Here is a 20,412-nt window from a genome sequence, read left to right on the forward strand (position 1 = left end):
AGTAACACTGTTTCACTGAATGAAATGGGTGGTCTAAGGGGCTGAACTAGTTCATGTACCCGAGATCGGCAAGTCGTTCGGTCACGTCGTCGTCTGCGCTCGGTTGGCTCTCAGTACCCGTTTTCGCGTAGGCCGGATAGGAAACGGGGTCGATCGAATCAACGACGGGAACGATGTCACCGTCCATTCGGTCGCTGTAGGGCACGCTCATCGCGGCCAGCACTGTCGGTGCAACGTCATAAAGGTGTGCTCGATCGACGGACGCCTCCTCGTCGATTCCCTTTCCGGCTGCAGCGAAGATGCCGTCGATCTTGTGGTTCCAGGGCTCGGCTGGCCCGAAGTAGCCCTCGCCACCCAGTTGCTCCGATAGCGCGTGCTCGAAATCCGCCGGGATCGTCACGATGTCGACCGTGTGTTCGACGAAATCACCGTGGAAGTACTCCTCCCGAGGCTCGACCGTCTCGAAAACCGGATCGCCGTCCGGCGTCTCGATCCCCTCGAGCGTTCGAATGAGATCCTCACGGACGTCTTCGTACGCTTCGGGCGAAACGACACCCTCGGGCTCTCTTCCCTCGAGATTGATCCGAATGCCGAGTTCGGTGCGAGCTCGAACGTACGCTTTCGACTCAGCGAAGTCGACCTGCTCGTTGGCGGTTCGAGAGACGCCGCCGGGCGCGTACTTGATCGCGATCTCTGCGAGGCCGACGCGTTCGAGCGCTTCTCTGACCCGGCTCGCGGTGACACCAAATTGGGCGGCGACCGACGCCGCGCGTGCGGTCGCTCCCGGTTCCCAGGTCTCGACCTCCTCACCCTCGCGGAGGCGCCGCCGCATCGGCGTCCACGATGGCATCCCCTTTCCGCCCGTCGTCGTCTCGATGTACCCCTCGTCGCGGAGGAACTCGTTGATCCTGAACTCGTAGCCGTCGTACGGCCCCATGCCGTGATCGCTTACGAGGAAGACCCGATCCGGGTCGCAGGCTTCGAGCGTCTTCGCGATCTGGTCGTCGGTTGCCTCGTAAACGGCGTCGACTTTCGGTTCGTCTCCTGCGAATTCGTGAAAGACTGTGTCCGTTTTCTGAAACTGTAAGAAGCCGAAGTCCGGATCGAACTCGTCCGCGAGGTATCGAAACGCCTTCCCGCGCATTTCGACGAGGTTCAGGTACTCGCTGATCTTTTCGTCCTCCGAAATCGTCTCGTCGTCGCGAGTATAGCTCGGATAGACTCGATAGTCGCCGATCTCGTCCCGAACCTCGTCGAGGAGCCCGTCGGGATGACACGGCGGATCTTCCGGACCCAAAAACCCCGGAATAACAGCGCCGTCGAACTCGTCCGGCGGATGGGTTACCGGCGCGTTGACGACGACGCTCGAGCGCCCGTGCCGGTCGAGGAGATCCCAGATTGAATGTTCGTGAACGTCTTCGTTGCTCGAGACGTGATAATCGTAGCCGTCGTATCCGACGAACCCGACGACGCCGTGTTGGCCCGGGTTGACACCGGTGTAGATCGACGGCCAGGCGCTCGGCGTCCACGGCGGGATCTGGGACTCGAGCGGCGCACGGATTCCGTCCGAACAAAGCCGGTCGATGGTCGGGATGAGATCCTTTTCCGACAGTCGTTCGAAGACCGGTATGCATCCGGCGTCGATACCGATGAGGAGCGTGTCCATGCCCCTCGACGCGGGGTTCTCGCCCGATGGGTCATCGCCTTCGTGTAACTCATTAGTCATGTATTTATAATGTCGTTTGTGTTGTCAATTCTCCCATTGTCGGTGCGGGACGCAGGGACTCGATTCGGAGTATCGTCTCACCTTGAGGGAAACAGGCAGATTACTTCATTATCTCACTGTTAAACGGAAAATAGCCTTCTGCGGTGCCGATGAAAGCGAGCGTATCAACGTAGAGACTGTTCGATCGCGTCGGGCGAGGAGACGGATTTATCGACAAGGTCGACTGCGTCGTCGAACAACTGGTCTGTTCGGGACCCGCTTCGAGCTTCGGCTGTAACCCGTATCACCGGTTCCGTCCCGCTCGCGCGGATGAGGATCCATCCGTCGTCGTTGTCAACGTATACGCCGTCGAGCGTATCTACGTCGTCGTACTGATCGACGACTCGATCGCGCACACGCTCCATCACGGCGTTCTTTTGTTCGACATCGATCGACGTTCGACGGATCGGATAGGTGTCGATTTCGCCGACGAGAGCGGAGAGCCCTTCCCCGGAACGGTCAGCGACGAGTTCGACGAGCTTGCAAGCCGCGAGGGGACCGTCCGGACACAACGCCTCGTCCGGCCAGATCCACGCACCGCTCGGTTCGCCGCCGAAGACGACGTCCGGCCGAGTCGTCCGGTTGGCGACGAAAACGTCGCCGACTCGTGTTCTGGTTACCGACGCGCCGACCGATTCGAGCGCGTCGTCGACGGCCAAACTCGTATCGACGGGAGCGGCGACGAGATCGCCCTTCGTTGCCGTGGCTGCGTCGCGAGCGAACAGCGCCAACAAAACATCCTTCGGAACGAACGATCCCGTTTCGTCGACCGCAACCGTTCGGTCCGCGTCCCCGTCGTGGGCAATTCCGAGCTGTGCATCGGTTTCGGCGACGACGGTCGAAAGGGTTGACAGTGTTTCCCGGGTAGGCTCGCTCGGCCGACCGGGAAATCGTCCGTCCTGCTGGCCGTTGAGCGTCTCGACGGCACAGCCCAGCTCTGAAAGCACTCGAGCGGTGATCGAGCCGGTTCCGTTTCCAACGTCGACGACCACGCTCGGCGGCTCGTCGATCGATACGCTCCGGATCAGCTCCGAGGCGTGGCGCTCGAGAACCCCCTGGGCACGCTCGATGGATCCGTGGCCATCCCACGCTTGTACGTCGTACTCCTCGAGTTCGATCCTCGTCGAAATCTCGTCACACTGATCCGGATCGAATGCCGTCCCGCCCGCGGACCAGAGTTTGATTCCGTTGTCCGTTTTCGGATTGTGCGAGGCGGTAACGATGACGCCCGCATCGGCATCGAACCAGTCGACCGCCCTGGCGATCGTCGGCGTCGGCGCGACCCCTGCCTCGAGAACGTCCGAGCCGCACTCTCTGAGCCCGGCCGTAAGCGCGTCGACGAGCACGTTTCCGCTCTCTCGAACGTCGCGGCCGACGACGACCCGTTCGTATCCTTCCGTCGCGACGGCACGGCCGATAGCTAGTGCGAGATCCGCAGTAACATCGTCTCCGACGGCTCCTCGTATGCCACTCGTTCCGAACATGGAAGCTTCCTTCGTCGTCCGGAGGTTTACTATGGAGTTGCTAATCAGGAGACAAGGGCTGATAGGTCGGTTGTACCTGTGTACCGGTTTGTTACCAGAGCGGGGTGGCGAATGGCCGGAAATGACTGACAACCGAGTCTATGAGGCGTGTGTCGCGTATTTCTAAGCAATCAAACGAAACGACTCGAGGAGTAACTCGGCGGTATTGGCTCGGTTCGTCGTTATCGGTGCCGGCCCGTAGTCACCGATTCGAGGTTTGTATTCGGACTCGTCTCGTTGTTATCGATTTCGAGTCACGCGTTCGCCGGGTTTCGTCGTCGCTCCTGTCGAGAGCTTCACGCCGGCGTTCAGGCTCGTGTTGATCCCCGTTTTGACGTCGTCTCCGAGAACGACGCCGAACTTTCGACGGCCGGTAGAGACTCGCTCGCCGCGGATCGACAGCGTCACCGGTTCGTCGTCGTGGCGGAGGTTCGCGACGGTCGTTCCCGCGCCGAGGTTCGCGTTTCGGCCAATAACGCTATCGCCCACGTACGAGAGGTGGCTGACGCTCGCTCCGGCCATCACCACGCTGTTTTTGATCTCGACGCCGTGTCCGACCGACGCGTCTTCACCGACGAGGGTTGCGCCGCGAACATAGGCGTTAGGTCCGATCGTCGCCCCCGATCGGATCAGCGCCGGTCCCTCGATGACGACGCCGGAACGAACGGTCGCCCCCTCCTCGACGACGACCGGACCCGAAAGCTCGGCGTCCGCATTGACGGTTCCGTTCAGTTCCGTTTCGAGGTCACCCAGCCGCCATTCGTTCGCCTCGAGCAGTTCCCACGGTCGTCCCACGTCCAGCCAGTCGTCCAGTTCGACGTGTCCCACGTCGGCGTCCTCGATAACTCGCGAAAGGATATCGGTGATTTCGAACTCGCCGCGGTCGCTTTTGGGAACGTCCAGGCACTCGAGCGCCCATTCGGGGAACACGTACGCACCGGCGTTCGCGACGTTTCCCGGCGGATCCTCGGGTTTTTCGATGATTCCCGTTACGGTGTCGTCGACCACGTCGAGGATGCCGTAGTTCGACGGATTGTCGACTCGAGTCGAACCGACACTCGGCCCCTTCTCGAACAGATCCGCGAGCGCGTCTTTCTCGTAGACGATATCCCCGTTCAGGACCGCAAACGGACCGTCGACGTGCGTACTCGCCGCCCGTAACGCGTCAGCCGTCCCCTCCTGGGTGGTCTGTGTCGCGTACTTAACGGGGACTCCCTCGAACGTGTCACCGAACGTATCGCGGACCGCATCCCCTTCGTAACCGACGACGAGAACGAGTTCGTCGGTTCCGGCCTCCACCGCCGCAGACATGTTGTGCGATACCAGCGAACCGGCGCCGACCGGAAGCATCGGTTTCGGCAGTGATTCAGAGAGCGGTCGCATTCGGGTCCCCTGCCCCGCAGCAAGAACAATAGTTTGCATGGTCGGTCGGTGGACACAGCGCCAGTTTCCTTATACGCACGATAATGAGAACGAGCCTACCAATCGGACGAGATGGACTGACGGGAGTGGTTCCGAAGAAGCCTGAGATACGTTGGCAATCTTCTCCCGAGGTCACCCGCGGGTTCGGGCAGAGTGAGCGTTTCGGGTGTGAGAATGAACCCAATTTTCGTTTGTCTCCTATTTAGTAATACAATCAGTAATATACCCAACCAATGTTTTCTTACAGATATCTTCAACAAGGTCGTAAGAACTGTTTATATCCACTATACAAACCTCTAACAGCTCAAAACTGACACCCCTATATATTCGACTATCGTCGAACCCCTATACAAACAATAATCGTAGTAAAGATTTCAATTCCACCGGGTTTTTCAAGCGGGACGGTCACAACCATGTTATGGACCTGCACAACAGGGACGTACGTCAGGACGTTCGAGAACTGGGTGCGTTGCTCGGTGATGTCCTCGAGGAACAGACATCTCGGCGGGCGTTCAACACGGTCGAGTCGTGTCGTCGAACCGCGATCGACTATCGCTCCGGCGACCTCGATAGTCGCGACCCGTTGGTCACCGAACTCGAGGGACTCTCGCCACACCAACAGCGGATCGTCGCTCGCGCATTTACGAGCTACTTCGAACTCATCAATCTCGCCGAAGAACGCGAGCGAGTGCGATCGATTCGCGAAGGATCGCAGGAAGGAACGCTCGAAGATAGCCTCGAGACGGTCGCCGAGGACCTCGCCGAGGAAGACCTCGAGACCGCACAGGAGATCCTCGACGACGTGCTCATCGAGCCGACGTTCACCGCACACCCGACCGAAGCGCGACGGAAAACGGTCAAATCGAAGCTTCGGGAGGTCTCGAACCACCTCGAGACGCTCGACGAACGGCTATTGACTGACAAGGAACGCGGTCAGGTCTGGCGGGACATCGACGCCGAGGTGACGAGCCTCTGGCAGACGCCCCAGGTTCGAAAGCGCCAGCCCGAACCCGAAGACGAGGCCCGAAACGTACAGTGGTACCTCGAAAACACCCTCTTCGACGTCGTCGGGGAAGTGTACGACGAGTTCGGCGTCGCACTCGAGGAGGAACTCGACGGTCGGGTCGACGTTCCGAAGCTGTTCGAGTTCCGCTCGTGGGCGGGGAGCGACCGCGACGGAAACCCCTACGTCACGCCGGAGGTCACGGCGAACACGCTCGAACGTCAGCGAGAGGTCGTCCTCGAGCGCTACCGGGAACAGCTCAAACGACTGTCCGGCGTGTTGAGCCAGGACGGCAGCCGGCTCGACGTCGACGGACGATTCCAGGCGACCCTCGAGGAGGACCGCGAGCGACTGCCCGGAAGCGCGCAGACGGCCCAGACCCGGTATCCCGGCGAACCGTACCGACAGAAGCTCAAGCTCATGCGCGAACGACTCGACCGAGTCGGAGACGTTCGTCCCGGCGGGTACGCCGACGTTGAGGAACTGTTGACCGACCTCGAGATCATCGCGTCGAGCCTCCGCGAAAACGGCGCGGGGACGGTCGTCGACGCACACGTTGATCCGATTCGCCGACAGGTCGCGACGTTCGGCTTCTCGCTCGCCAGCCTCGACCTTCGAGAACACCAGGCCAAACACACCGACGCGATCGCCGAGGCCCTCGAGCGCGAAGGGGTCGACTACCACGGACTCTCGGAAGACGACCGCGTCGAGTTCCTGACCGACGCGATACTACAAGAGGAGACGGTCATCAACCTCGAAGGTGTCGACGATCTCTCCGAGGACTCCACGCGCGTCCTCACCCTCTTCGACGAACTCGCCGACTGGCAGACCGAGTACGGCGTCGAGGCGATCGACACCTACTGCATTTCGATGACCGACGAACCGAGTCACGTCCTCGAAGTCCTGTTCCTTGCCGACCAGTCGGGGATCGTTTCCCTGCCCGAACACTGCGGACTGGATATTGTCCCACTGCTCGAGACCGAGTACGCGCTCTCGGGTGCACGCCGGATTATGGGGACGCTGTTCGAAAACGAAGCCTACGCGCAGGCGCTCGAGGCCCGCGGACGCACCCAGGAGATCATGCTGGGCTACTCGGACTCGAACAAGGAGAACGGCTTTCTCGCCGCAAACTGGTCGCTGTACAAGAACCAGCGTCGACTGGGCGAGATATGTGAGGACCACGACGTGACGATGCGGCTGTTCCACGGCCGGGGCGGCTCGATCTCCCGCGGCGGCGGGCCGATGAACGAAGCCCTGCTCGCACTGCCTAACAGCACGGTGACGGGCCAGGTCAAGTTCACCGAACAGGGCGAAGCGATCGCCGAGAAGTACGGCAATCCTCGCATCGCCGAGCGAAACATCGAACAGATGCTCAACGCGCAACTGCGTGCGCGACGAAACGCGATCAACCAGCCCGAGGAGGAGATCCGCGAAGAGTGGATCGAAGCCATGGAGACGATGGCCGAGTCCGCCCGCAAGGAGTATCGAGACCTCCTCGAGAGCGACGGGTTCGTCCAGTACTTCGAACAGGCGACGCCGATCACGGTCATCGAAAATCTGGATCTCGGCTCGCGACCCGCTTCCCGAAGCGGTGAGCGCACCGTCGAGGACCTGCGCGCGATTCCGTGGGTCTTTTCGTGGACCCAATCGCGCTGTATCCTGCCGGGCTGGTACGCTCTCGCCGACGGGATCGGTGCCTATCTCGAAGACGGTGGCTCGATGGAGACGCTCCAGGAGATGTACGACGAGTGGCCGTTCTTCCGATCGACGCTCGACAACGCCGCCCTGTCGCTCTCGAGAACCGAACTCGAGATCGCCGCGGAGTACGCCGATCTGGCGGACGAAGATCTCCGGAACGAGTTCTTCCCGCGCGTCTCCGAGGAGTACGAACAGGCCGCCGAGTACGTGACGACGATCGGTCAGCGCGACCAGTTACACACCCGCGACTGGTTGGGCGAGAACTTAGAGCGACGAAACCCCTACGTCGATCCGTTGAACGTTCTCCAGACGTATCTACTGGATCGGTCCCACAGAACCGACGTCGAGGAGCGAACGCTCCGATTGACCGTCAAGGGAATCGCGGCCGGGATGAAAAACACCGGATAGCGGTTCTAGCGGTTTCGGTGTCGAACGTCTCTGGCGTTGAACAGTTATCACGTCAAACGTCTATCCGCCGTCAGCCAACGTGGCACCATCGACCGGTCGAAAGACGCTGATACTTATTCGTATAATTCGTCGGATTCGGTATCGAGAGCCGTCGGCTCGCCCTTCTTACTCCGTCGGCGGAGCCACTCGAGTCCGAGCGCCCCGCTGACGATCCCGGCTCCGGTGGTGAATCCAGGTGTGGCATCGCCGTCGGTCTCGTTTTCGGTTCCGTCGGTGGACTCGTTCTGACTTTCGTTGGCGGACCCACTCCCCGATTCGTTGTCGGCCCCGTTTTCCCCGTCGTCGACGGAGATGTTCTCCGAATCATCCGTGGACTCGTTGGTCGACTCCATAGAAGAGCCGGTTTCGGATTCGTTCGTCGACTCGGCGATTTCGGAGACACCATCGCCGTCGTCGGCGCTTTCATTGCTCTCGAATTCGGACTCTACGTCTTCGGACTCTTCGCTGGGTTCTTCATCGCCTTCTTCCTCGCCCTCGGATGAGGAACGGATAGCGGCGAGCTGGCTGGGACTCGTGATGTATATCGTGTCTCCGGTGGCGACTAACGAGTCGCTCGGCCAGGTGTTGCCCTCGAGCGTATTAATATCGATGCCGGTCAGTCGGAGCGCCCACTGTTGGCTCCCGTCCGCGATATCGAAGCCGAAAATCGCCGGCTCGTCGGCCATCGAGTGGGAGGGCACGATGACGGTTTCGCCTACGATCACTGGCCGCCCCCATTCGTCAGTCGTGCCGCCGACGGACCAGCTGTCGCCTGATTCGTACTCCGATAACCGAACACTGTGTCTATTCGTTCGTACCCGAACGTCGTCGGTCGCTGCGAGGGGGAACCGATAGGAGGAGTAGGCGATTCGTTCTCCGGTTTGTGCGTCGAGCACGGGGTACTCCTCCCCGTCGGATCTCTGCCCGGTATAGAGCCGCTCTGAGGTCGCCACGAGATACCCGTGCGGATCGTTGGAGTAGCCCCACCAGTAGGTCCACTCCGTCGTTCCATTCGCCGCATCGAGCGCGACGAACCCCGAACTACCAATCTCGGCGTAGATGAGGTCGTTCGCGACGGCCACAGTCGTCGACCGAAACGAGACGGTTTCGTCGCCGTCAGTCGTTTCCACTTCGACCGAGGATCGCTCCCAACTGAGCGAGCCGGTTTCCGCGTCGAACGCGTACAGCGTCTCGCCAACGACGACGTAAACCGTGCCGAACGCGACCGTCGGACTTGGAACTCCCTCGTCGTCGTCGAACGATTCCTCCCAGCGAACGTCGCCGCTTGAGGCCTCGAGCGCCGTTAGTTGGTCGCCACCGACGAAGACGGCTTCTTCGAGCGCCGCCGGCGTTCCAGCCGCGTCTATTCCCTCAGCAATCCACCGTCGCTCACCGGTTTCGTCCTCGAGTGCGTGGACTTCGCCGCCCGTTCGGAGGAAAACTGCACCATCGAGTACCGCAATATCTCCTTCCTCGTCGTACCGCCAGGCGACCGTATCCGGCGCAGAAATCGGTTCGTCCGTCGGAACAGCGGCGGTGTTTCCGGGGTTACCGTGATACGAGGACCAGCCAGTCGAGTCGTCCAGCGATAGTTCGGAGGAGTGTTCCTCTGCACGACTCAGTCCGACCGGAGCGAGCAATCCACTGGTAGCGATTGCTCCCCCAGTGGCCAGCACCGATCGTCTCTTCCATCCAGCCATACGCATACTACGAATCTAACGCTCATTTCTATACCCGAAATAATTCGGTTTCAGTGAGCGAAATCAGCCGATAGAAAATCGTTACAAACTGTTCACTAGCGTTTCGGTGAGAACGCATCGGCGGGTTCGTGTCCTCGACCGCAGGCACTAGTCGGAGCGATATGTCAGGCGCTTACTCGAGCGTGGGAACGGGAACGGACCCGAGAACGTTCTCGACGATGGCCGATTTGTTGACGCCGTTGATGGTCGCGTCGGGAGTCAAAACAAGTCGGTGGGCCAGCACCGGCTCGGCGACACGTTTGATGTCGTCGGGGGTAACGTACTCGCGTCCGGCCAGCGTAGCGTGAGCCCGCGACGCTTCGAACAACCGCTGGGTTCCCCGCGGGGAGACGCCGACTTCGACCCGGCCGTCCGCTCGCGTTTCTCGGACGAGTTGGGTGATGTACTCGAGGAGATCCTCGTCGACGCGAACGGATTCCGGGACGGAACGGAGTTCGGAGACGGTCTCCGGCTCCAGAACGGGATCGACGCTCGGGCTCATGTCGTCTCGACCCGCCCGCCGTCGAAGGAGTTCGGTTTCGCCCGATTCGTCCGGATACCCCATCGACGTTTTGACGAGGAACCGATCGATCTGGGCCTCCGGAAGCTGAAAGGTCCCCTCCTGTTCGACGGGGTTCTGAGTCGCGATGACGAAAAACGGCTGTGGTAACTGACGCGTTTCGCCGTCGGTGGTGACCTGGCCCTCTTCCATCGCCTCGAGAAGCGCGGCCTGGGTTTTCGGCGGCGCGCGGTTGATCTCGTCGGCCAGCACGATGTTCGCGAAGATCGGTCCTTCGTTAAACTCGAATTCGCGCTCGCGCTCGTTGAACACGTGCGTACCGGTGACGTCCGCGGGGAGGAGGTCCGGCGTAAACTGGATGCGAGAAAACGAGAGTCCGAGCGCGGTCGCAACGCTGCGTGCGGTGAGCGTCTTTCCCGTTCCAGGGACATCCTCGAGCAAAACGTGGCCGCGGCCGACGACGCCGACGAGGATCGTCTCGAGGAATTCGCGCTCGCAGATCACCGCGCCGCTGATCTCCTCGAGAACCGACTCGCACTCAGTGCTCGCCTGTGTGAGGTCCATGGCGGTATCCAGTGATCCGTCGCTCAAAACCTTTCTGTTTGATTGTCACGTTTGTCCGGATACAGCTCGAGAGAAAAATCGAAACCCGTAAAAACGTTACCCGGGTAGTAAGTGATGAGCCGAGATAGCCTAGCCCGGCCAAGGCGGCAGATTCGAAATCTGCTGTCCCCACGGACACGGGAGTTCAAATCTCCCTCTCGGCGTTCTACGGCGACCAACTCCGACGAGCGGCGCGTAGCGGCGCGAGTCAACCGGTCGCCGTGAACGACTACGGGAATTTGAACGAGAGAAGGCACGCGCAACGAAGTGAGCATGTCTTCGCGTGGTTCAAATCTCCCTCTCGGCGTTCTTCCGCGAACAAATTCTTGAACACGTCTCAACGTTGTACAACTCTCCCTCTCGAGCGTTCTCGCCTTCGATAGCCTCCTGTGGATGATCGAGAGGCGCACCGATTCGTTCAACCAAGTCTGGGACTCGCAACCGGTGGAAACTACGTACGACAAACTCACCCATATACACGAACGTTGAAATATCCGGGAGAGTATCACTAGATGAATTCACATGATACAAGCGCTCGTGGTGGCCGTCATTGTCGGGATTCTAATGATGGTGATAGTGGGGTACGTAGCGAACTGGTGGGGAGACGGTGTACGGGGGAGTTGCGAGGAGTGTGGGGGTGACGTTTCGTACGACGAAATCGTTCGCCTCAGCGGTCCAGGGATAGAGAACGAGAGCATGTACTGCTCGAGAGAGTGCGCGAGGAGATCAGGAAAAGGAGACAGCAAAGCGCTGAATCCACACGCCCAACGCAGCTGAATCGCCTTCTTCTGACCCGCGTTATCTCTCGAGTGACGCTCCCGTTCGAGACGGCGAGGCGAGTATCACTTCACCCTCGAGCGTGCGCTCTTCGAGCGCTCGACGCGCCGCGGCCGCGGCTTCCTCGCCGTGGCTCTCGTCGGTAACGCCGTACACGACCGGGCCCCACGAGGATTGGCCGACTCCGGAGACGACGGGACAGCCGTCGAGTGACTCTACGAGTTCGCCCGCCGGGGGGCGAAACACGCCGCCCTGGGCGTCGGCATACCAGGCACCGTTCTTCCGCCCGATCTCGGCGATCGCTTCCCCGAAGGCCTCGAGTCTCCCCTCGGCGGCGGCGGGGAGGAGCTTCCCGGTAACCACGCTTGCGAGTTCGTCGGCGACGGCGGGATCCGCGCGTTCGACGACCGCACGCATGCTTTCGTCCTCACCGTTTCCGCTCCGGCCCGGCGACGCGTCGGGAACGACGACGAGAAATCGCCAGTCGCTCGGCAGTTCGTGTCTGGCCACGACCGGTGGAACCGTCCAGTCGCCCTCCGAGGGCGGTTCCGTGGTGAACCGACCGGTGGGGTGGCCCGCATCCACGACGAAGCCGCCGTCTTCGAACGTCGCAACTCCGATCCCGCTTCTGCCGCCCCGGCCCATCGCCGGCGCTCGTGGTCGGATCTTCGGCTCGAGTCCGTACGCGGTCGCCGTCGCCGCGAGCACCGAAAGCGCGAGTTGGGTTCCGCTCCCCAACCCGACGTGTCGGGGCAGGCGTCGCTCGAGCGAGATCGAAACGCCGGGGACGTTCAGGATTTCGACCGCTCGAGTCGCGTACTCGTACAGAAGCGACTCGTTCGCCGTGACGGTCTCTCCTTGTTCGGCAGTGACCGTGACTCGTGGCTCCTCAAGGCCGATCCCGATCCCGCCGTAGAGTCGGTCGCGTGCGAGCGAGAGGTTTTGAAAGCCGACGTGGAGCCGTGCGCCAGCGCTAACGGTCGCCATAGCGGCGGCTACGAACCCGTCGGGGAAGGGGGTTACGACGTTGGCAAAGGGTGTCGTCGATCGGAACCTACGCCGTCGACTCGAAGCGATGTCGCCGAAATCGGTTGACTAATAAAACGAACGGGGTATCTTTCTCGAGAAAGGGTTTGGTGTGTTTCATCGTCGGGTGCCAGTTGCTAGTTGAGATGTGTCCAATACGATCGCTGAAGTTCGTTCATGCTGGGAATTTATCTCGTTCCGTGCCGCCACTGCGGCGTTTAACAGTGAGTTAACGCAATGGTTCCGAACTAACCGAGACATAATAAACTAGGCTCTCGCGGTAGGATGCTGTGTATCGCGCCGCTCATCGTTTCAATCTCACTCGGATCGAATACGAACGGACAATAGCATCGGGCGAATTGGCGGGCGGGATATCTATGAAGGGAGGCTGACACAGCAAAGGATTGGATTGATTCCTCTGTCCGCGACGACAGTCTCGACCATCCGGTGCGTTGCCCGCAAATACATGATATGGATCTAGCACATCACGTGGTGGTGCCGTGAATCGAACGATTACGAGTGGTATCCTCACCGTTGCCAGCGGAAAATTCATCACGCTATTCTTGGGGATTATCTCGTCGCCGTTGCTCTACCGCTGGATGGGGCCGGCCGATTACGGTGCCTACGCGACGGTGCTATCCGCTCACTCGATTATCATGATCTTCGTGAGTACCGCTGTCGCCGACGGCGTCCGAAAGTACGTCGCCGAGGAGCGTTCGATCGCTAATTGGGAACGATCTGTCATCGGATTTTACCTCCGATTGGCGACACTACTCGTCGTTATCGGGTCGACGATACTCGGTCTGGTCACCTACGCGGGCGTCTTCGAATTCGTTTGGGGGCCCGAGTTCACGCTTTACTCCTACGCGATGATCGCGATGGTAATCGCGTCCCAGTACATGATGTTCGCGCGAAAGTCGTTGATGGGGTTCGGCCTCGAGAAATATTCCGAGCCGTTGAAGGTTCTGTACAACGTTGCGTTCGTCGTCGTTGCCTTGCCGATGGTCTACTACGGGTACGGCGTCGTCGGTGCCCTCATCGGCCAAGCGCTCGCGGCTGGGCTGGCCGCCGTGATCGGACTCATCGTCTTACACTTTTATAAATCGCTCAGAAGCGTCTTCGAGTTTGACGGCGGAACGCTCCCCAAGCGGGAGATGATGTCGTTTAACACGCTTTCGATCGTTCTCGTCTTTCTGCTGATGTCGTTGTACCACGTCGACGTGATGATGCTCCAAGCCCTGGCAACCCAGGACGAGGTCGGCCACTACAAAGCGGCGCTCGTCTTCGCCGAGTTCCTCTGGTTCGCTCCGATCACGTTACAGACGGTCTTCGTCCACTCGACATCCGAACTGTGGTCGCAGGGGAAAAACGAACGAGTCTCTACGTTGGCAGCAAAAACGACCCGATACACGTTCTTGCTCACGGCGATCATGGCGATCGGGATGGCCGCACTCGCACACGATGTTGTTCCGGTATACTGGGGGCCCGAATCCGAACCCGCAGTCGAACCGCTGTTGCTGTTGCTCCCCGGTGCGCTCGGGTTCGCGTTAGCGCGTCCGATTCTGGCTATCGGCCAGGGGAAAGGAGAACTCAAGTATCCGATCCTCGCGACGGGATCGGCCGCCGGTATCAACGTGATCCTGAACACCGCACTTATTCCACTGTACGGGATGTACGGTGCGGCGGTCGCAACCTCCATCGGCTACGGGTCGATGGCTATCTTCCACGTCTGGAGCGCGTGGCAGGTCGGCTTCGATCCGGTGTCCGACGCTCGATACGTTCGCGTGATCGCGACCGGTGTCGTCGCGGCAGTGCCGATCTTCGGGCTGGCGTCCATGCTTGCGACGCCGATTACAGTTCCGCTCATTGGGCTCGTCCCGATCTCGACGTTCGTAGTCCCGCCCGTTGGACTAATGTTGTTTCTGGTTGTCGCCGTCCTGTTCGGGGCTCTCGACCTCAAGGAAATCTTTCAGGTCCTCGCCCAGTTCCCGGACCCCATCGGGTCGAAGGCCCAGCCGGTCTGTCGTCGGCTTCAGAATCGTGATGGGGATAGTGGCTTGACTCGATACTTTAAGTTTTGACCGGTTCGAACACCGTTGGAAGCGCGTCCCACATATCGACCCCTCTTTTGTTCATTTGAGTCGTCCGCTCTCGCTCACTCAGGTCGTTTCGAGCTTGCTCATAAGCGTAGATTCGTCGAACGAACTCGCTGAACCGAGAGGTTATGTATCTCGTTTCCCAAGCGATAGCCGTGTCAGTCGACAGTTCCCTCGGTGGCGTCGTCCTCGCAGGCGGCTACTCCACCCGTTTCGGTGAGACGGACAAAGCGGTCGCAGAACTCGACGGAACGCCCATGATTCGCCGCGTCGTCGATCGACTTGCTCGGATAACCGACGACGTGGTCATCAACTGTCGATCGGAGCAAGAGGCGGCGATCCGCGAGGCGTTGTCAGGAGCCGAGGCGTCGATTCAGTTCGCGATCGATCCGGTTCCGGACCGCGGACCAGTCGGGGGAATCCACACCGGGCTCGAGCACTCCGACTTCGAGTACACCGCCGTTGTCGCCTGCGACATGCCCTTGGTTGACCCGGCGCTTTTCGAGGCGCTCTTCGAGCGGGCTCGAGGACGAGACGGGGCGGTCGTCGAGCTCGAGGCGGGTTGGCTTCAGACGACGCAGGCAGTATATCGAACGGATGCGATGGCTCGAGCCTGCGCAGAGACGATCGATTCCGAAGACAACCGCGTCGTGGCGGCACTCGAGAAGATCGACTGGGCTACCGTTCCAGAGGCGGAACTCGAGGACATCTCATCCGAGACGTTCGAGAGCATCGATACACAGGAGGCACTCAGAGAAGCGGAAGAACGACGCTGAATTTGTAGACGGCTCCCCTCGAGTCTCGTCGGTCGCGCGAACGAGAAAGGGTAACTTATGACCCCTCGAGTGCAGATTCGAGTATGAGCAGCGATAAGTTCGACCACGGGAAAGATGAACGGTTACAGAGCCGTGAAGTCACCGAGGGTGCCGAGAAGGCACCCCACCGAGCGATGTTTCGAGCGATGGGTTTCGACGACGAAGATCTCGGCTCGCCGATGATCGGCGTTCCGAATCCCGCCGCGGACGTGACGCCGTGTAACGTCCACCTCGACGACGTCGCGGCCTCGGCGATCGAGAGCGTCGACGAGAGTGGCGGAATGCCGATCGAGTTCGGCACGATCACCATCTCCGACGCGATCTCGATGGGGACCGAGGGAATGAAGGCGTCGCTCATCTCTCGAGAGGTCATCGCCGATAGTGTCGAACTCGTCGCCTTCGGCGAGCGCATCGACGGGCTCGTCACGGTCGCGGGCTGTGACAAGAACCTCCCCGGAATGATGATGGCCGCGATTCGGACCGATCTTCCGACCGTCTTCCTCTACGGTGGCTCGATTATGCCCGGCGAACACGAGGGCCGAGACGTCAGCATCGTTCAGGTCTTCGAGGGCGTCGGTGCGTACGGCACCGGCGATATGGACGCGGACGAACTCGACGAACTCGAGCGTCAGGCCTGTCCCGGCGCGGGTTCCTGTGGCGGGATGTACACCGCGAACACGATGGCGTCGATTTCGGAAGCGATCGGGCTCGCACCGCTGGGAAGCGCGTCGGCACCGGCCGAGGACGAACAGCGGTACGAAGTCGCCCGACGGGCCGGCGAACTCGGCGTCGAAGTCGTCGAAGAAGATCGCCGTCCGTCCGACATAATCTCCCGGAAGTCCTTCGAGAACGCCATCGCCGTCCAGACGGCCATCGGGGGCTCGACTAACGGCGTGTTGCACCTGCTCGCGCTCGCACGCGAGGCCGGCGTCGACCTCGAGATCGAGGACTTCGACGAGATTTCACGGAAGACGCCGAAGATCGCCGATCTTCAGCCCGGCGGCGACCGCATGATGAGCGACCTTCACGAAATCGGCGGCGTCCCGGTCATCATCCGACGACTGCTCGAGGCTGGCCTGATCCACGGCGACGCGAAGACGGTCACCGGTCGGACGATCGAAGAAGAACTCGAAACGCTCGATCTGCCGGCCGACGACGATATCGACGCCGACTTCCTCTATTCCATCGAGGAACCGAAGGAAAACGAGGGTGCGATCAAGATCCTCTCGGGCAATCTCGCGCCGGAGGGAGCGGTTCTGAAAGTGACTGGCGACGACGAGTTTTACCACGAGGGCCCGGCTCGCATCTTCGAAAACGAAGAGGACGCGATGGCTTACGTACAGGAGGGCCACATCGAGAGCGGCGACGTGATCGTCATCCGCAACGAGGGACCGAAAGCCGGTCCGGGGATGCGCGAAATGCTCGGCGTGACGGCCGCGGTCGTCGGTGCCGGCCACGAAGACGATGTCGCACTCATCACGGACGGGCGGTTCTCGGGTGGTACTCGCGGTCCGATGATCGGCCACGTCGCCCCCGAAGCGTACGTCGGCGGACCCATCGCACTGTTAGCGGATGGCGACACGGTGACGGTCGACATTCCCGAACGAAATCTCGAGATCGATGTCGCCGAGGAGGAACTCGAGACTCGACGCGAGCAGTGGGAACAGCCGGATCAACCCTACGATAACGGCGTCCTCGCGAAGTATACGCGTGATTTCGGCTCGGCGTCGAACGGTGCCGTGACGAATCCGAGCGTTAAAGAAGAGTAGCCCGATTAGGACCCTCGCGAGTCGACAAAATCGTCGTCGTTCGTCATCGCTTCAACGAGACTTTCGAATTCCTGCACTGCACTTTCGACCGCGTAGGAGAGAGACACACTTGAGTCTCATGTGTAAATACTGTCTACAGTGTGATTGGCGGGTGGGAAACTCCAGCGAGCATTCCGAATCCGAGGCCTCGAAGCTCGCGATAGAGCATTTTGTCGAAACCGGTCATGCGATCGACTCGATCCAGATTCCACCACCAGTCGTCCTAAAAAATTGAAAATACCGAAAGCGATCCGTCTCTCTAATTGAACGGCGGCGAGTTCGGAATTTCGCTGTCGAACTCGTCGATCGGTCGGACACCGAGACCGTGGAAGTCCGGAAGCGGTTCCGCGTCGTCCTCGTCTTCCTGTGCGGCCTCGATCTCGTCGTCGTCGAACTCGCCGATGGGTTCTGGTTCGACGACATCGACGATGTCCCGGTCTTCGACGTCGATCACGGAGAAGCCAGGCGTCACGCCGGTTGCGGCGTGGGGATCGCCGGACAGTGGTGCGGGACCGCGAAGGGTCACGAACATGTACTCGCCGTCCGGGGAGGACCACATGATGTCGGGCGAGTCCCGTTCGTCGGGGTTCTCACTCTGGGCCGGACCGTACGCGTCGATTTCTTCGATGACCGAGTCATCCTCGGGATCGAGGACGATACCGTCGTTGGTCTCGCGGTTGAGGACCCACAGTTCCTCGCCGTCGGGCGTAAACCAGAAACCGTGCGCGTCGACGCCTTCGGTGCTTCGTTCCTCCTCGATAATCTCGTCTTCGGCGGTGTCGTAGACGTAGAACTCGCCGACGCCGTCTTCGCCCTCGTCCGGATCGGACGGGAGTCCGGCGGTGAGGTAGAACTTGTCCTCCTCCGGATGTGGCATCGTCCCACAGTTTGTCGGCAGTTCGTCCTGCGAGTAGGCGATCTCGACTTCGAACTCGTCGTGGTCGACGATCACGAGGCCGGAATCGTGGTAACTCGGTCCGAGCGTGTGGATCGACCGCCCGTTGCTGTCGAACTGGTGGCAGATCGGGCTCGCCGACTCGATTCCAGCGTCCTGGACCGTCTCGTCCTCGAGCAGTTCGAGTTCGGCTTCGATTTCGAACTCCTCGTCCTCGAGATTCGCGTCGATTCGTGAGATCGTCTCCTCGTTGATTACGTCCACGTGGATGTACTCGTCGTCGGGCGAGAAGACGGCCATGTGCGAGCCGGGACCGGTCTCGATGTTACCGACGAGTTCGTAGTCTTCGGTTCGGAAGACGAGCGTGCGTGCACCAGCAGTACAAGCGACTGCCGCGTACTCGTAATCCGAACTGAAGTCGATCATGTGCGGAACGACGCCTTCGTCGGGCACGTCCTCGAGATCGTTGACGTCTATCTCTTCGACGAGTTCGAACTCGTCGTCTTCGTCAGCATCTGGCTGGTAGACGTAAATGTCGTCTCGGCCCTGATCGAGTCCCCAAATCTCGTATGAACCGTCTCCGTTGTCGTCACCGTTCCCACCGTTTTCCTCATCCGTTTCGTCCGAACATCCTGCCAGCGCGATTGCACCTGCGGTCGCGCTTCCTGCGAGAAATGCTCGTCGACTTTTCATTGGATCAACCGTCATCACCCAAAGTCCGAACTCCACCCCCAAAAGTTTGCTTGTTTCAGCCCTTCTCCGTGGCAAATTCTGGCGTTCGGGATAGGAAGGGGCAAATATTGGTGCTACCGTATTTACCCTGTCTTCTGAGGGTGGCACTGAACCACGGTTACGATAATTCCGTCCAGACTGGTCGAAAAGGTTGGCAATTATTGCCCATATCTGTGTCGACAATCGAAACGACACCCGCTGTCGAAACAGCGCACGCTATAGTACGGACTTCTATCAGGATTCTCAACGATTACTACCGATTTCTATCGAGATTCCCAGCGATGAACCGGTATCCCGCTCACTCCCGTCGCTCGAGAATTCGATCGATGATCAGTCGCGTCGATAACAGTTCGTCGTCGTATTTCGGCTCCCGCGGATCCGCTCGCTCGACCGTACAGTCGATTCCCCGCCGTTCGAGTTCGGCTTCGATCGCCTCGTCATCGTGGTGTTGGTCGTGGCCAAGCGCGATCACGTCGGGATCGATTTCCTCGATCGGAACGAAGATATCCTCCTCGTGACCGAGAACTGCCTCGTCGACGACCTCGAGCGAATCGATGACATCTCGGCGCTGGCGACCGCTACAGACCGGTGATTCCTTGTGGTCGACGTTGGTCTTTCTGGCGACAATAACGACGAGTTCGTCGCCCATCGACGCCGCTTGCTCCAGGTAGTGGACGTGACCCGGGTGCAGAATGTCGAAGGTCCCCTGGGCGACGACGGTTCGTAATTCCGTCGACAATTCGTCGGTGTCATCGTCCCGATTCACGGCTGATTCACCTCCGAAACGGAGAAACAGAGCGGTCGTTCTGCGGGAACCTTCGGGCTCGATACAGCCGTCGTCGACTCGTCAGTTCGAATCACTCCCATTGCATATCCTCGTCGATGTCCGCCTGCGTGAAATCAAAGAACTCCTCGGATTCGGGCAGTTCAACGTCGAGGACGTTCAACTGCGTCGGTTCTCCCTGCGAATCGAACGCTTGCCAGTCCGAGCGCCGATACGGCGCACCGATAATAACGTGGACGCTGCCGCGGCCGAACGTTTCCAGATCCGCACTACTCGGTCGAACGACGCCGTTAGGGTGAGAGTGGATGCTCCCAAGCGCCTTGACATCGTTCGGAATCATACTCGTCCGAACGGTCGCGCTGACGCTGTTGCTCTCCGTTCCCGGAACGACGAGAATATCGGTGATAACGAGACCGTCTCGTTCGAGCCCGAGCGTGTTCGCCTCGGTTCCGCGGAGAAACCCCATGTACTCGTTCGGGTGTGTCTCCTCGGAGGACTCGAGTACGAACTCGAGCGTTTCCTCGGCGATACCGAGTATCTCACTCGAGCGGAACAACGCGTCGAACAGCCCCATGTACCCACATCCGAGTTTGCGGTTGCTAAACGTTCCGAATGGAATCGCCGGCTGAGTGTCGGCAAAATCTGACGAACGCCCATCCGATACATAATTATTGAGAGTGCCGTACTGGATGCTATGTCAGATATACACATTCCACATACATTGTAGGTAGGCACTTTTAATTCGTGAGTTCGAACAGG

At 60.1% G+C, this 20,412-nt stretch carries 14 protein-coding genes and 1 tRNA gene; 6 read left to right on the forward strand and 9 right to left on the reverse strand.

Annotated features, from left to right (window positions below; all coding sequences use genetic code 11):
* Window positions 1–46: 46 nt before the first annotated feature.
* From QNM96_RS07315 to glmU, 3 genes are all read right to left on the reverse strand, one after another.
* Window positions 47–1,726 carry an alkaline phosphatase family protein gene (locus QNM96_RS07315; protein ID WP_283835404.1) on the reverse strand — a complete coding sequence of 560 codons (1,680 nt, stop codon included), beginning with the start codon at window positions 1,724–1,726 and terminating at the stop codon, window positions 47–49.
* Window positions 1,727–1,890: 164 nt separating this feature from the next.
* Window positions 1,891–3,249: a phosphoglucosamine mutase gene (glmM, locus tag QNM96_RS07320; protein WP_283835406.1), complete on the reverse strand. Its 1,359-nt coding sequence runs from the start codon at window positions 3,247–3,249 to the stop codon at window positions 1,891–1,893.
* Between the two features lie 279 nt (window positions 3,250–3,528).
* Window positions 3,529–4,710: a bifunctional sugar-1-phosphate nucleotidylyltransferase/acetyltransferase gene (glmU, locus tag QNM96_RS07325; RefSeq protein WP_283835407.1), complete on the reverse strand. Its 1,182-nt coding sequence runs from the start codon at window positions 4,708–4,710 to the stop codon at window positions 3,529–3,531.
* Window positions 4,711–5,128: 418 nt separating this feature from the next.
* On the opposite strand from glmU, the gene ppc reads away from it, so the two are divergent.
* Complete coding sequence (ppc, locus tag QNM96_RS07330; RefSeq protein ID WP_283835408.1) at window positions 5,129–7,819, forward strand: phosphoenolpyruvate carboxylase; 2,691 nt, start codon at window positions 5,129–5,131, stop codon at window positions 7,817–7,819.
* Between the two features lie 113 nt (window positions 7,820–7,932).
* On the opposite strand, the gene QNM96_RS07335 is transcribed toward ppc, so the two are convergent.
* The gene (locus QNM96_RS07335; RefSeq protein ID WP_283835409.1) at window positions 7,933–9,558 is read right to left on the reverse strand and encodes a PQQ-binding-like beta-propeller repeat protein; all 1,626 of its coding nucleotides are present in this window, start codon (window positions 9,556–9,558) and stop codon (window positions 7,933–7,935) included.
* A 172-nt stretch (window positions 9,559–9,730) separates the two neighbouring features.
* Window positions 9,731–10,681, reverse strand: a complete 951-nt coding sequence (locus QNM96_RS07340; RefSeq protein WP_283835410.1) for a MoxR family ATPase — start codon at window positions 10,679–10,681, stop codon at window positions 9,731–9,733.
* Window positions 10,682–10,799: 118 nt separating this feature from the next.
* On the opposite strand from QNM96_RS07340, the gene QNM96_RS07345 reads away from it, so the two are divergent.
* Both QNM96_RS07345 and QNM96_RS07350 read left to right on the forward strand, forming a co-directional pair.
* A tRNA-Ser gene (locus QNM96_RS07345) sits at window positions 10,800–10,884 on the forward strand.
* Between the two features lie 358 nt (window positions 10,885–11,242).
* A complete protein-coding gene (locus QNM96_RS07350) occupies window positions 11,243–11,497 on the forward strand; it encodes a hypothetical protein (protein WP_283835411.1) in 255 nt (84 codons plus the stop codon).
* Window positions 11,498–11,518: 21 nt separating this feature from the next.
* Here QNM96_RS07350 and QNM96_RS07355 read toward each other — a convergent pair whose 3' ends face one another.
* Entirely contained in the window at window positions 11,519–12,484 is a 966-nt protein-coding gene (locus QNM96_RS07355) for a beta-ribofuranosylaminobenzene 5'-phosphate synthase family protein (protein WP_283835412.1), read from the reverse strand.
* A gap of 539 nt (window positions 12,485–13,023) precedes the next feature.
* Between QNM96_RS07355 and QNM96_RS07360 the strand changes: the two genes are divergently transcribed.
* From QNM96_RS07360 to ilvD, 3 genes are all read left to right on the forward strand, one after another.
* Complete coding sequence (locus QNM96_RS07360) at window positions 13,024–14,604, forward strand: oligosaccharide flippase family protein (RefSeq protein ID WP_283835413.1); 1,581 nt, start codon at window positions 13,024–13,026, stop codon at window positions 14,602–14,604.
* A 170-nt stretch (window positions 14,605–14,774) separates the two neighbouring features.
* Window positions 14,775–15,395: a molybdenum cofactor guanylyltransferase gene (locus QNM96_RS07365; protein ID WP_283835414.1), complete on the forward strand. Its 621-nt coding sequence runs from the start codon at window positions 14,775–14,777 to the stop codon at window positions 15,393–15,395.
* 83 nt (window positions 15,396–15,478) lie between these two features.
* Window positions 15,479–17,203, forward strand: coding sequence for a dihydroxy-acid dehydratase (gene ilvD / locus QNM96_RS07370; RefSeq protein WP_283835416.1), 1,725 nt, complete (start codon window positions 15,479–15,481; stop codon window positions 17,201–17,203).
* A 298-nt stretch (window positions 17,204–17,501) separates the two neighbouring features.
* Here the strand turns inward: ilvD and QNM96_RS07375 are convergent, their stop codons facing one another.
* From QNM96_RS07375 to QNM96_RS07385, 3 genes are all read right to left on the reverse strand, one after another.
* Window positions 17,502–18,845: a cell surface protein gene (locus tag QNM96_RS07375; RefSeq protein ID WP_283835418.1), complete on the reverse strand. Its 1,344-nt coding sequence runs from the start codon at window positions 18,843–18,845 to the stop codon at window positions 17,502–17,504.
* Between the two features lie 322 nt (window positions 18,846–19,167).
* Window positions 19,168–19,608 (reverse strand): FAD synthase, encoded by a 441-nt coding sequence (locus QNM96_RS07380; RefSeq protein WP_283835652.1) that lies wholly within the window; start codon window positions 19,606–19,608, stop codon window positions 19,168–19,170.
* A 118-nt stretch (window positions 19,609–19,726) separates the two neighbouring features.
* Window positions 19,727–20,227, reverse strand: coding sequence for a Mov34/MPN/PAD-1 family protein (locus QNM96_RS07385; protein ID WP_283835419.1), 501 nt, complete (start codon window positions 20,225–20,227; stop codon window positions 19,727–19,729).
* Window positions 20,228–20,412: the final 185 nt, after the last annotated feature.

This window comes from Halostagnicola sp. A-GB9-2 (assembly GCF_030068615.1).
Lineage (GTDB): Archaea > Halobacteriota > Halobacteria > Halobacteriales > Natrialbaceae > Halostagnicola.